Origin of the sequence: Acidaminococcus sp. AM05-11, from assembly GCF_003472805.1 — a bacterium.
Lineage (GTDB): Bacteria > Bacillota > Negativicutes > Acidaminococcales > Acidaminococcaceae > Acidaminococcus > Acidaminococcus hominis.
This window is the reverse complement of record NZ_QRMX01000038.1, coordinates 1-15,754: the sequence shown is the minus strand read 5'-3', so window position 1 is coordinate 15,754 and position 15,754 is coordinate 1. Positions and strand designations below refer to the sequence as shown.

Annotated in this window: 13 protein-coding genes, 1 pseudogene and 1 riboswitch; of the genes and pseudogenes, 1 reads left to right on the top strand and 13 read right to left on the bottom strand. The window is 56.4% G+C overall.

The window, feature by feature from the left end; translation table 11 throughout:
* From DW089_RS10460 to DW089_RS10430, 7 genes and pseudogenes are all read right to left on the bottom strand, one after another.
* A pseudogene (locus DW089_RS10460) lies at positions 1-1,780 on the bottom strand (hypothetical protein); the annotation flags it as partial.
* Positions 1,781-1,988: 208 nt separating this feature from the next.
* Positions 1,989-2,429, bottom strand: coding sequence for an Rrf2 family transcriptional regulator (locus tag DW089_RS10455; protein WP_105325378.1), 441 nt, complete (start codon positions 2,427-2,429; stop codon positions 1,989-1,991).
* Between the two features lie 117 nt (positions 2,430-2,546).
* Positions 2,547-2,891 carry a DUF190 domain-containing protein gene (locus DW089_RS10450; RefSeq protein ID WP_105325377.1) on the bottom strand — a complete coding sequence of 115 codons (345 nt, stop codon included), beginning with the start codon at positions 2,889-2,891 and terminating at the stop codon, positions 2,547-2,549.
* Positions 2,892-2,905: 14 nt separating this feature from the next.
* Positions 2,906-3,256 carry a fluoride efflux transporter CrcB gene (crcB, locus tag DW089_RS10445; RefSeq protein ID WP_105325376.1) on the bottom strand — a complete coding sequence of 117 codons (351 nt, stop codon included), beginning with the start codon at positions 3,254-3,256 and terminating at the stop codon, positions 2,906-2,908.
* A 10-nt stretch (positions 3,257-3,266) separates the two neighbouring features.
* Entirely contained in the window at positions 3,267-3,662 is a 396-nt protein-coding gene (gene crcB, locus DW089_RS10440; protein ID WP_105325375.1) for a fluoride efflux transporter CrcB, read from the bottom strand.
* A gap of 62 nt (positions 3,663-3,724) precedes the next feature.
* Positions 3,725-3,796, bottom strand: a riboswitch (Fluoride riboswitch).
* A 58-nt stretch (positions 3,797-3,854) separates the two neighbouring features.
* Positions 3,855-4,808 carry an alpha/beta fold hydrolase gene (locus tag DW089_RS10435; protein WP_105325374.1) on the bottom strand — a complete coding sequence of 318 codons (954 nt, stop codon included), beginning with the start codon at positions 4,806-4,808 and terminating at the stop codon, positions 3,855-3,857.
* A 281-nt stretch (positions 4,809-5,089) separates the two neighbouring features.
* Positions 5,090-5,377 (bottom strand): putative quinol monooxygenase, encoded by a 288-nt coding sequence (locus DW089_RS10430; protein ID WP_105325373.1) that lies wholly within the window; start codon positions 5,375-5,377, stop codon positions 5,090-5,092.
* 168 nt (positions 5,378-5,545) lie between these two features.
* Between DW089_RS10430 and DW089_RS10425 the strand changes: the two genes are divergently transcribed.
* The gene (locus DW089_RS10425; protein WP_118287255.1) at positions 5,546-6,445 is read left to right on the top strand and encodes a radical SAM mobile pair protein B; all 900 of its coding nucleotides are present in this window, start codon (positions 5,546-5,548) and stop codon (positions 6,443-6,445) included.
* A 440-nt stretch (positions 6,446-6,885) separates the two neighbouring features.
* On the opposite strand, the gene DW089_RS10420 is transcribed toward DW089_RS10425, so the two are convergent.
* The 6 genes from DW089_RS10420 to DW089_RS10395 form a co-directional block, all read right to left on the bottom strand.
* The gene (locus DW089_RS10420) at positions 6,886-7,821 is read right to left on the bottom strand and encodes a hypothetical protein (RefSeq protein WP_105325371.1); all 936 of its coding nucleotides are present in this window, start codon (positions 7,819-7,821) and stop codon (positions 6,886-6,888) included.
* 146 nt (positions 7,822-7,967) lie between these two features.
* Positions 7,968-8,762 (bottom strand): hypothetical protein, encoded by a 795-nt coding sequence (locus tag DW089_RS10415; protein ID WP_105325370.1) that lies wholly within the window; start codon positions 8,760-8,762, stop codon positions 7,968-7,970.
* A 26-nt stretch (positions 8,763-8,788) separates the two neighbouring features.
* Positions 8,789-9,961 (bottom strand): hypothetical protein, encoded by a 1,173-nt coding sequence (locus DW089_RS10410; protein WP_105325369.1) that lies wholly within the window; start codon positions 9,959-9,961, stop codon positions 8,789-8,791.
* Between the two features lie 23 nt (positions 9,962-9,984).
* Positions 9,985-11,343 (bottom strand): ATP-binding protein, encoded by a 1,359-nt coding sequence (locus tag DW089_RS10405; RefSeq protein WP_118287254.1) that lies wholly within the window; start codon positions 11,341-11,343, stop codon positions 9,985-9,987.
* A gap of 4 nt (positions 11,344-11,347) precedes the next feature.
* On the bottom strand, positions 11,348-13,837 hold the full coding sequence (locus DW089_RS10400; protein WP_118287253.1) for an Hsp70 family protein: 2,490 nt from the start codon (positions 13,835-13,837) through the stop codon (positions 11,348-11,350).
* Positions 13,837-14,190: a hypothetical protein gene (locus DW089_RS10395; RefSeq protein WP_118287252.1), complete on the bottom strand. Its 354-nt coding sequence runs from the start codon at positions 14,188-14,190 to the stop codon at positions 13,837-13,839. Before DW089_RS10395 ends, DW089_RS10400 begins: the two co-directional genes overlap by 1 nt.
* Positions 14,191-15,754 lie beyond the last annotated feature (1,564 nt).

Below are 15,754 nucleotides of genomic sequence, written 5' to 3'. Positions count from 1 at the left end.
TAAAAGAAGGATGGCAGAAATCTGCCATCCCACAATAAAACGTGAAGAGCCTTAAATCCACGGCCTCCGTCACCGTCAGCAGCGTTTCGCCGGCCTTGGTGCCAGCCGGCACGTAGAAATTCAGCTTTTGAAAACCCGCCACCTGCTTTACCGCGACACCCTTGGTGAAGAAGTTCAGGGTATTGCCGCTGCTGGTGCCTTCTTGATTGGCAGAGCCTAAGGCGCCGCCGTACAACGCACTGCCGGCACCAAAAGTTCCGCCGAAAATATTCACCTGATTGTTCAGTGCCGACCCCGACACAGAATAGCCTCCATAAAGGTCCCCCTGCAGCGTGCCGCCGGAGATTACTACCGTGTTGTCCAGCGCGTCCCCGCTGGCTGCCAGACCCCCGTAAATAGCTGCGGCCACCGTGCCGCCCTGGACCACCACGACCACCACCTGGTTGCCCGTAACCTTGCCGGACCCACAGGACCAGCCGCCGGCCAGGGTTTTGCCGCCTGCGGCCCCTACCACTGCACTGCCGGTGACCAGCACCTTGTTGTCGGTAACTGCCTCCGAGGAGTCCTCTCCAACAAAGCCCCCTGCCCCATGTCCCCAAAGCAGGGCATTGTCCTGGAGCTGCAGCACATTACCCTCAGCTGCGCCGCTCAGGGTATAGCCGCCATAGCCGCCGGCATCGGGATTCACCACCCCGAAGGGCTCGAGCCCAGCTGCGTTTCCCAGCACCGCCGTACCCCCCAGCGTCAGGGTATTGCCCACTACAGCCCCTTGCAGGCTGTAAGCACCGTAGGCACTGCTTTTTACAATTCCGCCCCCAAGGTTTACCAGATTGCCCTGGGCCGTCCCCGTTCCCGCAAGTAGTGCGCCATACGCACTGCCTTCCACCGTGCCGCCGGTCATCTGCACCTGGTTGTTCCGGGCCCAACCGTCCCCGGCATTGACCCAGGCCCCGTACACACCGTTGCCCACGGCCACTGCTTGCTGGAGCTCCACCACGTTTTCCTCCGCCTGGCCTGCCCCAGCATAACCGCCGTACACACCGCCTTCTACTGTGCCGCCGCTAAGCACTGCCCGGTTCTGGGAAACCCTGCCGCTGCCAAAGGACAGGCCCCCTTGGAGGTCGGTAGCCACCGTTCCCCCGGTCATCAGGACCTGGTTACCCGTAACTGCGCCGCTGCTTTCCTCCCCATTGACCTGACCCCCGGAAACAGAATTGTACACATAGCTGCCAGCCTCCAGCGTCACCTGATTATCCAGCGCCGCTCCGCTGTAACTGACGCCCCCGTACACATTGCCTTCCTCTTCGTACTCCTCCCCTACCACGGCACTGCCGCTGAGAAATACCTGATTGCCCTGGGCCGTTCCGGCAGCCGTATACCCACCGTATAAATCTCCCTTCACCAGCCCGCCGTTCATACGCACCGCATTCCCTGCGGCCGTTCCCGTGCCGCGGCTTACGTGCCCCCCGTAGACTTCTACAGCCGCTACACTGCCGGGAGCAATTTCCAGGGTATTTTGCTGGGCAGATCCCGAGAGAGAAAAGCCCCCGTAGGCAATCCCCAGCACCTCCGCCGTTTCAGAAAGGGTCAGCGTGTTACCCAGCGCACTGGCCCCAGCCTCCACCGCTTGTCCCCCATAGGCCGCTCTGGGAAGCGTACCCTCAACAAGTACCCTTTTCCCGATAATATCTGCCGCCCCACACACAGGCATAGCCACAGCCCCCGTACCCAATACTGCCGCTAATACCGCAAAAGCCTTAACCTTATCCCGTTTTCCCATCCTGCATCCCCACTTTCTTTTCTGCAAATCACTGGCCACATTGCCAGACGCATAAAATACCATTTTTAGCATAACAGCAAGACCACGTCTTGACAATTATACGAACGTATACAAATTGCACCCCCACAAAAAAACTCCGCCGTCCAGGCCTCCTTATGGCCCAAACGGCAGAGTTTTCTTTTTCCCTTTTCTTTTTCCCATTTCTTTTCTACTTTTCCATACCCAAATCCTTTAGTACCTTCCGGTACACTTCCCCCACCTTGTGCCGGGCCAGATCCGCCTCAAAATCCGCCTGGATCTGGTGCAGGATATTGTCCAGGCTGTCATGAATGTTATGCCCTACCGGACACTGGGGATTGGGATTTTCGTGGAAGCGGAACAGGTCCTCGTGGCTGCTGGTTTCCACGGCTTTGTACACGTCCAGGAATGTAATTTCGTTCAAGGGCTTTAACAGGTGGATGCCCCCCGGCCCCCGCTTGATTTCGATGAGCCCGGCGTCCTTCAGCTGGAGCATGATGTTCCGGATAATTACCGGATTGCTGCCTACGCTGCCCGCCAGGAATTCGCTGGTCACCTTATAATCCTTGGAAAAATATTCCACCGCCGTCAGCACGTGGATGGCAATGGTAAATTTGGTAGATATCTGCATAATTGTACCTCGACTTTGTTCTCTAACCTTATCGTAACCTCTTTCCTTACATTATACAAAAGTACCGGAATTTCGGCAAATTTTTTCCGAAGTTCCGGCACTTACACATTTTCTGCTTTACAAAGTGTCCCGCTTCTTCCCATAGTGGAGCACAGTGACCTCCGTCACCAGCATCAGCCCCTCCGTGACCATTTCCTGAAGCACAGGAATCACTTCCTGGATCTTCTCTTTGCGGTCCACCGCTTCCAGGACAATGGGCAGGTCGTCGCTGAGGGTCAGCAGCCGTTCCGTATGGATGGCCTTCCCCTCCCCATAGCCGGCAATGCCCCGGGTAACCGTCACCCCGGCCACCCCCAGCTCCTTTAGCTTCCGCAAAAGGGCCGTATGCAGGCTGTGGCCTTCCCAGCGGGCATCGTCCCCTACGTAGATTTTCAGCATTTCACAAGCTTCGCCTGTTTGCATAGTTACTCCTCCTTCTAGCTCCCCAGGGCATAGCCGGCACAGTAGCCCACCAGCCCCAGCACCACCGTACCCCCCAGGTACAGCACCGCATTCCGGGAATCCCGGTTTTGCAGCAGTCCAAAGCCCTCGTACATAAACGTGGAAAAAGTGGTAAACGCCCCGCAGAAGCCCTCACCCAAGAGCAGGTACGCCGTTTTTGGCGCCTCCAAACTGGACAGCAGCCCCAGGAGCAGTGCCCCCACCAGATTGATGCAAAACGTCCCCAGGGGAAAATCCGTGTCCGCCCGCTGAGAAATGGAGCGCCCAGCCTGGAACCGGCACAGTCCCCCCAGCACGCCGCCTATTCCTACCCATAAATAGTCCATCGCTTCCTCCTTAGTCCCGCTGCCGCAGGAGCCCCAGCCCCCGGGCCAGCACCACGCCGGCAAAAGCCGCCAGAAGCCCCAGGGAAATACTCAGCCCTACATAGGACAGCGCCAGATTTTCCTGCCCGGCCCGCCACAGGTTCACCGTTTCCTTGCACAAGGTGGAAAAGGTGGTAAACGCCCCCAAGAGGCCCGTAGTCAGCCCCAGCCGCAGATCCCCGTCAAACTCCCAGACCTCGTAGGCCACCGTGGAAATCAGGGCAATGAGAAAAGCCCCCAGTACGTTGATGCCCAGGGTGTGCAGGGGAATCACCTCCGGCAGCTGGCCAAGGGAAAGCCCCTTCACCCAGTACCGCAGCAGGGCCCCCAGAAACCCGCCGCACCCGACAAATAGATATTTGCGCATGAAAGCCTCCTTCAGTTTCGTTTCTTGCCCGCCTTAGAAAAAAATAAGCCGACGTCCCCTCTGCCTGTGCAGAAGTCGTCAGCTTTACGCGGTTTCGGCAATTGCCGTGGGAGAACTTCATTCCCGATGTGATGTATCATACCATAGAAAAGGCCGGGGGACAAGCGCTTTCTGTTCCTCGGCCTATGGCTTCTACTGGTTATTTTGAGGCAGCTTTTTGCTGGACACCAGACTGCTGCGCTCCGCCTCCACAAAGGGGTGGATGGCGTCCCAGGTTACCTGGAAGTTGTCCAAAAAGGCCGTATGCCAGGCCTTGGGCACTACGCACAGCCGGGAGTTGGGAAGCAGCTGGTGGGCTTCCAGTACCGTCGCCACCGGCGCATGGTCGTCCTCGTCCCCTACGATCAGCAGCACCGGGCACTGGATGGACCCAAAGGTCTCCTTCCCTACGTGCAGCTTGCTCCAGAACTGCATATAGTTGGTGAGAAATTCCTGGTACCGCTCCGGCTCCGGCATCAGCCCCAGCTGCTGCTCCACAAAAGCCGGGTCGGTTTTCCGCAGGTCTTCCACCGTAAGTCCCGGTTTGAAGTACCCCGCTTTCAGCGTCCCCGCCCCGATGGCCACAAGCCGGTCCACCGCCTGGGGCGCCAGCACCGCCACTTCATAGGCCGTATAGGCCCCATCGCTGAACCCCAGCAGGGTGGCCGGCCGCCTAGTGACGGTGCGCATCACCGTCAGCATATCCTGGGCCTTCTGCTCATAGGTAAGCGGCGTGTGGCCTATTTCCGAGCGGCCGTGACCCCGGGTAGAAACCACAATCACCTGATGGTTGGGGCGCAGCTTATCAATCAGGCCGCCCATTTCGTAGGGCGTACCCACCCCGCCCCCATGAAAAACGAAAACTGGGGACCCGGTTTCGGGCGTCCCGTACACCTCGTAGTACAGCTTGGCGTCCCCGGCCTGGATATAATGGCCCTGCTTCAGATTATTGCCGTAGGGCGTACTGCTGCCCTTTACCCCCGGCTTTTGCATAAAATACCGGAGACCAGAAGGTGCCTTTTCCGCCTGCGCCGCAGAGGCCATGCCCGTCCCTGCCAAACATACCGTCAGCCCCAGCAAAAGAGCCGTTTTCCGTAAAAGTCCCATACTAAGCCTTCTTTCAGTATTTCTACAGTTGCTTTCCAAGATGCTCCACCTAGGCCTGAATCCCAGCCTCATTGCGCCGCTAATAGGTTCACTTCCCCCACCGCGGGAAGGTTAACAGCCCGGTCCGCCTTCTCCTGAAAGCCCTGGCCGCAGACCCCGTCCCTTCGCAGCTGGGCGGCGGAAAATTCTGATTCGCCGCCTTCAGCCACTGGAGAATGCGCAGCCAGGTTTCGCTGCCCAGCAGCTTGGTGATTTCCGGATCTTTTCTTCCGTCACGGTCCTCACACCGTTTCGTACAGGTGAATTTCCAGGTCCCCTTCGGAGATTTTGCCCACAGCGGCAATGGTATCCACAAAATATTGCTGCTGCATATGCAGGTCCAGCCCCGCCTTGTCCTGCCATTTTTCCAGGAAATAATAGGCATTGTCCGTGCCTTGAGGATCCGTCAGCACATCATAGCTGACATTCTTTGCTTCCTCCCGGCTTTTTTCCGCCAGCGCATGGGCCAGCTTCAAGAATTCCCCTTCCTGACCTTTTTGTACAATACATTTGGCAAATACTGCAAGCATACTGCTGCCTCCTTTAATTTTATTGTCATGTAATTTATTACATTTCTTCTCTAGGGTTATGGTATTCCAAATTTTCCCTCCTGTCAAGACTTTTCCCCTGAAACCCACAGCAGCTATGCTATACTGAGAGAAATACCGTTTATTGCTTTCCAGAAAGGAGCCTCCCCCATGACCCTACTTCTCCGGGAAATCCCCGTCAAAAGCATCCTCTCCAAATCCAACCTGCCCGTCTGCGAATACGCCGCCAACCCCTACGTAGGCTGCACCCACGGCTGCCTGTATTGCTACGCCTCCTTCATGAAACGTTTCACCGGCCACCCCGAGCCCTGGGGCACCTTCCTGGACGTGAAATACTGGTCTGAGCTCAAGCACCCCGAAAAATACGCCGGCAAAGAAATCTTCCTGGGCTCCGTAACCGACCCCTACCTGCCCGAAGAAGCAAAATACGGCCGTACCCGGGCCCTGCTCACCCAGCTCCAGGGCAGCGGCGCCCGCCTTTCCATTGCCACCAAAAGCGACCTGATTCTCCGGGACCTGGACCTGATTAAAACCTTTCCGGACGCTCGGGTCTCCTGGTCCATCAACACCCTGGACGAAACCTTCCAGAAGGCCATGGACCGGGCCCCCAGCATAGAACGCCGTCTGGCCGCTATGGAAGCCTTCCACCGGGCCGGCATCCGCACCACCTGCTTTATCTCCTCTATTTTCCCCGGCATCACCGATGTAAAAGCCATTATAGAACGCGCCCGAGACCACTGTCAGCTGATTTGGCTGGAAAACCTGAACCTCCGGGGAAGCTACAAAACCACCATTCTCCGCTATATCGAGAAGCAATATCCCCACCTCCTGCCCCTATACCAGGAAATCTACCAAAAAGGCGTCAAAAGCTATTGGGAAGCCCTGGACCAGGAATGCAGGGCCTACGCCGCAAAAGCCGGCCTGGACTACGTAAGAAATGACGACAGCCTCACCCGCCCCTTTGACGCCCCACCCCTTTTGGTCAACTACTTCTACCACGAACAAATCAAAAAGAACGCCCCAAAGCCCAATAAACCACCCCGCCCCTGACAGCCGCAGACACCATCCTACGTACACTGCACATAAACATTGCATACAAACACCACTTACAACCCCTGCAAATATGCACTACTTACTAACCCTGCATAACGAAAAAACTTGCGAACCCAAACGAGATTTCGCAAGTTTTTTATTGCAACATTTTCAGCTATAGCAGAGTTTTCTCAGAAAAGAACTGGCAGAGGCAGTGCAAAAGTTTAATCAGGTATTTTCCAGTTTTTGCGGCCGCCGGCCGCTTGCCTTCCCGCACCCCTCGTCTCCTCCATTTCGCCGTGGAAACGGCTGAAATGGGGGAGATGCGCCTATTTCAAAGCTACTAGAGGCGCAGAGGGGGCACGGAAGTGCGGGAAGGTGTCTGACGCTAGGAAGGGGGATGGGCCCGTCCACACCAACAGTTCGCTGACCGCACCAATGGCTTGTTATCTACCCCTTCAATACTCATACTCCAAACTAAAATCATCATACTGATTCCTGTACTGGTTATCCGCATCTTCCGCGTCCCACAGGTCCAGATTCGGCGACTGCTGCTGGCTGTAGGCGCCCAGGGCATTGGCCCGGTTCACCACCTTATTGTTCACAAGCACAAACAGGTTCTGCAATTCCGCCCGGGCCTCCTCGGAAGGGCAATCCACAAAATCCAGATCATCCCGGCAGCGCAGCGCCCGGTCCGCAATATCCTCTGCCTGGGCATACCAGCGCTCTATATCGGCATACTTCCAGGGTTGGTTGAAATCCATCTCAAACGCCAGGTCCTCTGCTTCCCGGTTCAACGACTCCAGCGTATCCACATACCCGTCAAACTCAAAATACGTTTGGGGCGACGACGGTTCAGGCTCGGCCGGTGGGAGCTCCACCCCGTTCTGGGGCAGGGTTTGCTCCAGCGGCGGAAACGGGTTAGGGGGCGGCGCTGGATCCGGCTCTGGCGTGGGCTCTGGTTCCGGTTTCGGTTCTGGTGCCGGAGCCGGTTTTGACGCCGGTTTCTGCTGCTGCACGGTCTTCTGCTGGGGTTCAGAGCCATAATCCTGCTCAGGTCCATAAAAGCTGATAACCCCATACATCAGTACAAAACACGCAGCCACAAAAATCGTAAAGTTCCTCAGGGGCCGAAACGCCCAAGGCTCATCTTCCTCGTAAGCCACCCGCTTTTGGACCCTCACCCCAGGCTTGTTCCCCAGTCCCCTGCTGGTAGCCGCTCCAGCGCTTACTGCCGCAGATCCCGTTCCCCTCGCCTCCAGCTGGGTTTGCTGCGTATTCCCGTCAGCCTGCCGCTCCTCCGAGGCCCGCTTTTGGGCACTCTGCACAATGCTCTTTTCCTGCGCCGCCAGTACTTTTCCCAGGTCGTTCAACCCTTTAAATCCCGTTGCCATGCTGCTCTCCCCCCTTTTGCGGGCCTTCGGAACTTGTCTGAAACCCCCTTGCTTTACTGTTTGCTATACTCAGTCGGCTGCTGCTTATGCACAACTGAAGCCCCACCAGCTTCTATAAGTTTGCTCCTGCACATTTTCTTTCGGCTTCAAAACTTGGATTTTTTCAATTCTGCCTGAAAATCCGCATTTGCCTGTCTCCCTTTGGCAAATTCCCCAACAGGGCTTTGTCCCTTGCTGGCTGCTGCAATGGCATTGGCTCTTCCTACAACCCGATTATTGATAAGAACCAAAAGATTGTTCAAGCGAATCTTATCATTTTTCGAAGGGCATTTGATACCATCCAGTTCTTTCTGTAACGCCTTTACTGAGTCTGCGATTCTGACCGCTTCATCATAAAGATTTTCTGCTCTTCCTAGGTCACCCTGATAATGATCTACCTTTGCTGCCAAATTATCGGCCTGCGCATCATAAAAATGCATATTGCCAACCATCTTGTGGAAAGCTGCATACTCATCTTTTTTAGGAGCTGGTGCAGCTTTGGGCGCCGATTTCTGCTGCTGCACGTTCTGCTGCTGAGACTCAGTTGCATGATGTGCTATACCTCCAAAAAACAGGCCCAAACAACATAGTAGGACAAGTGCACCAGCTAAGAAAGCAATAAATTTCCACACCACCCGAAACAACAAGGGCTCATCATCATCGTAATCCACCCGCTTTTGGACCCTCACCGCAGGCTTGGTCCCCAGTCCCCTGCTTGGGGCACCCGCTCCGGCGTTGGAAGCCACCGGTGCCGTCCCCCTCGCCGCCAGTTGGGTTTGCTGCGTATTCCCGGCAGTCTGCCGATCCTCCAAGGCTCGCTTTTGAGCGTTACGCATAATGCTCTTCTCCTGGGCCGCCAGTACTTTTCCCAGATCATTCAAGCCTTTAAATCCCGTTGCCATACTGCGTTCTCTCCTTTGCCGGCCCTTTAGAGCGTGTTCACAATTTCCTGGATTTCCTGGGTCATATTCCCCTGCAGCTGTTTCTGCTGCATAAATTGAAAAATTACCCCTTGGGTTTGCGCCACCGCTGCCTTCCGGCTAGGCAAACTGACCCCGGAGAGCGTCAGCTTCTGTAAAGCCGCCAGTTCATTCCGGGCCCGGTTCTGGAGAAAATCCCCGTCCAAGGCGATCACCTTGAGCCCTGCCAAAAAAATCAGCGCATCCGCCCAGAAAACCAGTTTGGTCCCCGGTTCCCGGGCAGCCGCCATCAGCAGCTTGGCAGAGATTGTGCAAAGGTCCACCGCCACCTGCCGGCTTTGCCGGTCATCCTGCAGCCGGCTTTCCTTGGCCAGTTCCAACGGCTGGGCAAGCTTTTCCCAGGTATAGGTCAGCCGCAGCAAATGCCCCAGCAAATAGGCCAGCTCCACCTGGGAAACGTCTTCCCCTGCCCGTTTGCTGGTGTAGCGCACCAGCTCCCGCAGCGCCGGCGTAGCCGCGGCAAAAAAGCCCTGGGCCTCCACCTCGTAGGCATCTACCAGACTGTAGGCCAGTTGGGGTGCCCGCTGGGACCGTTTTTTGGTCAAAAGCTCCAGCAGCATCCCCAGCCCCAGTCCGATATGTTCGGACTGATACCGGTCCAAAGCCAGTTTGCACAGCCTCACCCATTCCCGCTGCTGCTTTTCCAGGGCCTGCTTCACTTTGGCCACCGACTCTACGGCCGGAAGCCCCGCCGCCCGCCGGTTCTGGTTGATCTGTTCCATTAATTTTTCCGGGACAATACGCTCCGTATACTGCATCAAAAGCCCCATATCCGTCAGGTTTTCTGCCCCCGGCCCTTCCTCTGCCACCCGCTGCGCCAGCACATTGGCCTTGGCGCAGTACAGGTCACTGCTTCTGCTGAGGGCTGCACTTTGGGGCTCCTTCCGCGGGGCTGCTTTTACCTGCTGCAAAATGGACGCCGTTTCCTGGGCACTGACCCCGGGCAGCCAGGCCACTTCCTCTTCCAGCCGCAGGCCAGGATTGGTCAGTCGGTTGGCCAGTTCCCGGGCCGTGCCATCCCCCTGGAGCAGCTCCCGTTCCTCCGCTGCACTGAGAATGGCCGTCTTCCGGGTCTCTGTTGCTACCTGGAGCAGGTAAAAAGGACTTTCCCATAAGCTCATTTTCTTCCCTGCTTTCTTATCGCTTATTCCTGCCGGCGCCCCAACAGGGCTTCGTTCAGGCAGGCCTGATCAATTTCCGTCTTCTTGTTTTTGGCAGCCAGGCGGGCCGCCTCCCGGATCACATAGTCCGTATCCGACAGGGGCCGCCCTGCCATCGTGCGTACCAGTTCCCGGGTGTCCAGCTCCGGGCTTACCGGCCGTTTTTTGAGGAGCGCCTGCACCAGAGACGCCACCTCTGCCTCACTGGGCATTCCCACCTCCACCAAATGGTCAAACCGCCCGGTTCTCCGGACCGCTGCATCAATCAGGTCCAGCCGGTTGGTCATAGCCAGAACCAGCACCTGGTGAGCCGCCGCTTCCGGCAGCTGCCGCAGGAACTCGTCCACCTCTTCCACCTGGTGGAGATTGCTGCCCGCCCGGTCCCGGCTGGAAACAAAGGCTTCCATTTCGTCAATGACCACCACCGCAGGAGCGTGGGCCTTAGCCAGTGCAAAAACCTCCCCAATCCGCTTGCTGGTCTCGTGGATGTAGGGACTTCCCACACTGGCGGAATCAATGGAATAGCGGGGCCACCCCAGATATTCCACCAGCCGGTCCACCGCATAGGTCTTACCACAGCCCGGCGGGCCATACAAAAGTACGGCCGTAGGAAACGTGATGCCCATTCTTCTATAGGCTTCAGGATGCTTCACAAGATCAATAATATGCTCGTTAAAAAATTTCTCCAGCTGCGGCCGCCCAGGCAGCGCAAAGTCCCCCTCCGGGTACTTTCTACTTTCCTGTGGGGAGCCTTCTGCCCCCTGCGGAGAGACTTCCACCGCCTGCTGGGCTGGCAGCGGCACCGCAAGGCCCGCAGCCTGCACCAGTTCCTGCCAAGCCCCCTGGGTCAGGTCCGGGCACAGGGCGGACAGCCGTGCAAAGTCCGTTACCGCCACGTCCACGCCCCCAGTGAGAACCCGCCCCAGCACCTGTGCATCGGGCACCGCTACGCGCCCCGTCCACAGGGGCAGCAGAACTCCGGCCTGCTCCAGGTACAGGGCGTCCTGAAAACCAGCGTCCTTTTCCAGCTGCCGGCTGCGCTTTAGGGCCCGGCATAGGTCCAGTACTTCCGGCAGTTCCCAGGCCTCCGTACAGTTCTCCAACGGAACGATGCGGCTGTCCCTAAAGGCCCAGGCCCTGCTGCGCCCCAGAGAAACGGCTTCCCCCTGATTTTGGGGCAGCAGCCCGCTTTTCAGCCAGCGCCCGGCCAGCTCCTCCAGGGCCAGCAGCAGAACGTCCCCCGCAGCGGTCCTGTACAGCTGCCACTGGGGCCCGCCCATCAGGAGCTCAGCCGCAGCCGTACCCAGGACCTGATACCCCCTGGGAAGCCATGGGTTTTGCATCTCCTCACCCCCGAATAATATTCACCAGCCGGTAAACAGCTCCGCTATCTCCCCGGCTGGGCAGCAGCCGGAACAACTCGAACACCACATTGCGCAGCTGTTCAATCCGGTCCTGCTGCTTAAACTGCTCACCCTGTTTTTGCAGGGCCTGGAATTTGCTCCGATCCGTAAACTGGCCCGGATTTTTTACCATTTCATTAAACATGCCTACGACGAACCAATCCTGCCGCCACAGGATATTCACTTTCAGAGAGCTCATTTTCTGAAGGGTCAAATCAAATTCATTATCGGGATTTTCCAGACAGCTTTCGGCATTTTTCTTGAGCGCCTCAAACCGTGCCTGTTCGCTGGGCCGGGCGTACCGCTGGATCTGGTCGGCATAATCCCGGACATTGTCCGCCAGTTCCCCTTCCCGGATTTTCGTCAGATTCCGTTCCCGGGTCTGGGCCAGCAGCTTTTTCACCTCATAAATGGTGTTCCAGGCTTCCCCCACATCTTCCGCACTTTCCGTACTGTGGTTCAGTTCCCGGGCCTGCACGGCCTTTTCCCGGGCTTCTTCCAAGAGGGGATCCTGCACCTGCTGCTCCAAGGTATCAATCCGCTGCAGCAGCTCCTTGGCATCTGCGTCCACCTTGGGCGAGGCCTTGCCAAAGTCCGACGTCTTCCCTGCGGTAGTATAGAAATTCTTGGCCGCAAAGGACGCTCCAATGCTGGGCACCGCCACCGAGGCCACCAGCATCCCCGAATCCAGTACCTTATAGTGAAATTCCAGTTCCGCCCCAGCAGGAATCACATCATCGTCAAAATCGTCCCCGGTAATCTGCAAATACCCAATGGGCCGGTTGTCCGTTACCGGGTGGGCAATCTCCCCTTCCACCAGGTTGAAGTTCAAGGACTTATTGGCCCCGGAACGCAGGGTTTCTGCCGCCCGGTAGATTTTCGTCCCTTCCTTGGGCAGGGATTCCCCAGCCTTCACCAGGAAGTCCAGCACCTGCTCCCCGCCCACCTTGTCCAGCACAATGGCCGCAATGGAATGAGAAGCAGGAATGCCCACAATGGTAGCCGCCGTCTTGGTAATGGTAATCTGGTCTTTTTCAATGGGGACCAGCCCCCCGTTGGGAGCAAATACGAACACCTTAAAATGATTGTCCCCGCTTTCCGACAGAGGCACTTCCACGATTTTGCCGTTTTCCAGAGGCACCCGGCCGGAGGACCAGCCCGTATCCAAGCTGTCCACCTGGAACTGCATACCCTGCACATTGCCTCCCAGGACCTTGGCCGCCACCTTGGTCCGATTATCGGAGGTCCGGGCAATGTACACAAACTGCAAATCCAGGCCGCTACCCACATTCACCTGGCCCCGGTTCCCCTTTCTGGCGTGCTCAGCTGTGCTCCAGTCAATGGACTCCGCAAAAATGCTGGCCCCTTCCGCTACCGCCGTCATCGGGTTCACATCGGTGCTGCCGGGAATGCCCAGCTCAAAGGAAACCTTATCCCGCAGCGGCTTGTAGTTGGTGGGGCCCCCAATAAAGACAATTTTGGCAATATCTTCCGGCCGCAGACCGGCCTTGCCAATGGCTTCCCGGGCCGCCTCCACCGTTTCCCTAATGCGTTTATCGATCAAGGCATCATATCTCTTCCGGGTAATGGGAATGTCCAGATAGACTTCCGCATCTTCCTGGTCCCGGACATTCAGCTCCATTTCCGACAAAGTAATAGTGGCTTCTTCATTGGCGGACAGTTCCATCTTGGCCTTTTCCGCAGCCCAGGCCGCCATACGCATCAGCCGGTTGTTCTGTTTTTGCAGCAGTTCCTCCGGCAGCTTGAAATTTTCCCGCAGCCAGGGCTTCACCACATTGTCCACCAGTGTCCGGTCAAAATCCCGTCCCCCGCACATGGCAATGCCCCCGTGGGCAATGAGGTTTACCTTCCCCGCCACACTTTCCGCAATGGCAATATCCAGCGTTCCCCCGCCCAGGTCGTAGACCAGGAACGTTCCATCGGATTTTTCCTGCTCCATGATGTTCATGACAGCCGCCACCGGTTCCTGCATCAGCGCAACCTTGCTAAAGCCAGCCAACTCCGCCGCCTTCATGGTGGCCGTTTTCTGCATCTGGTTAAACGCTGCCGGCACCGTAATCACAATCCCCTGAATGTCAGCCTCGTCCACCTTGCCGGACAAATACCCGTACAGCACCTTCAGAATTTCCGCCGAGCATTCCTCCGGTGTCTTCTCGATATGCACCGCAGGAAAAGCAATCTTGGTGCTGGTGCCCATGAATCGCTTGAACAACGTAGCTGCGTTCCCCGGTGCCATCGGCGCCGCATTATAGGCCCGCTGCCCATATTGGGTATTGCCCCGGCGGTCAATATAAATGGCGGACGGCGTCACATCATTTTGCTCCGGGCTCTTCCACACCTGCGTATGTTTCCCATCATAAGTACAAATTGCACTGTTGGTCGTCCCCAAATCAATTCCCACATAAATAGCCATTATGCCTTCCCCCTCACCAAAATAGTTCCAAGCTTAACAAGTTGCCCATCTGTTCGCAAAATAATAGGCTCCACCATCTGTTCCACCACAAGAGACGTTCCTTCCGGAAATTCGTCCGCATTCAGCGCCTTTACCGCCATACCCGGGTCATAGACCGTACCCTCGTCATATTCCTTCAGCACAAACCCCGCCCTTTCCGCCTGCTCCCGCAGCTTCCGCAGGTACCAGTCATACCGCCCCCGGTACTTCTGCCGCTCCAACAGGTCCAATTTCTCCACCAACTTTGAGTAGCCCTTGGCAAAACGCCAAGATTCCAAGATTACCTGAATAAACGCCCCTTCCAGCTCAGACATTTAAATCCCTTCCCCTGCTTTTAAATTTGCAGACCTTTCCTGCATTTTTACTTACAACCCTGCTTGCAGCGCTTGGTTTGCATTGCTTGGTTGCATTTCTTACTCGCATTTCTTACTCGCATATCTTGCCCGCAGTGCTTACCTACACCATTTCCTTTCAACAATCGCTTCAAACCAACAATTTTCCATTGGCCCCAGCAAAATTCCAATTACTTTCAGTATAGCAGAATCCCTGTACCATAAAACTCCCACTTTCCCAGCCTAATATAATTTCCCTTTCCACCCCATAAAAAAACAAACCCGACCGAGGTAATACCCTCAATCAGGTTTGTTTCCTATTCGATATGCAATTGCTATTAGGTCAAAATACCGGGGTGCCAAAGCTTTGTGATGGTCGCCAGCTGGAAGAAATACCTCCAAGAAAGCAAAATTGGCATACCCAGCGGGTCACCCCAACATTTGCGGCCTCCTGGCCGCCTGCCTTCCCGCACCAACACTCGTCTCCTCCATTTCGCCGTGGAAACGGCTGAAATGGGGGAGATGCGCCTATTCCAAAGCTATTAGAGGCGCAGAGGGGGCGCGGAAGTGCGGGAAGGTGGGGCGCACAGCGCCTCGGATGGGCCCCACCAAGATGCCCAGCGGGCTAATGCACTACCTAATTCTTAGCACTAGCCCCTTTTTAGCAGCTGACCAGTAGTGGCTTAGTAAGCCTTCTGCAAGCGTTGCGGTCGCGTCCAAATATCGTCGCAAGTTACCCAAAAGATATTTGGTATACGCGACCCATGTGATAGCTGCCCAAGAAGCAAGTCCGTTAGGACGCAGCTGATTGGAATGCAGCGAACCACTGAGAAGGTGTCGCATTTTCCTTTAAAGCCCCCTTCAAGCGTGAAGGGGGTGGCAGCCGATAGGCTGACGGAAGAAGTTTTTCCAGAAATCAGGCGACGGCTGAGGTTTAACCCCATCATTTCCGGCCTCCGGCCGCCTGCCTTCTCCGCACAACAACATTCCAAGGCGGGGAAGGTCGGCATTGCCTCCAGCAATGCCGGGTTGGGGCAACTACCTACATTCCTGCACTAGCCCTAGCAAGCACACGACCAGTGGTGGCCCTGAACGCTTCCTGCAAACGTTGCGGCCGCATCCAAACAGCCCAACAAATTCTGCAAGTGGCTGTTTGGTTAATAAGGTCCATGCGATAGCCGTCCAGGAAGTGAGCCCTGTAGGCGAAACTGACTGGAGTACGGCGAACCGCTCAGGAAGTGTCACCGCAAGGTGACGATAGAAGTTTAAACCACACATTACGCTTTTCACCTCAAGTCGCCCAAAGGGCGCCCAAAGCTCCAACCCTTTGGGAATCGTATCCATTTTTCAAGGCTGTGCCGCTGAGAAATGGAATATACGACCCCTGTGATAGCGGCCTGCAAAGCAAGTCCGTAGGACGCAGCTGCTGCGCTCACATCCAAATTCGCTGCAATAGCCTTTCGTTGACAGCTGACCAGTAGTGGCTCAGTAAGCCTTCTGCAAGGGTGGTATGCTATGAATAAAGTAGACTGGCATATAGTTAAAC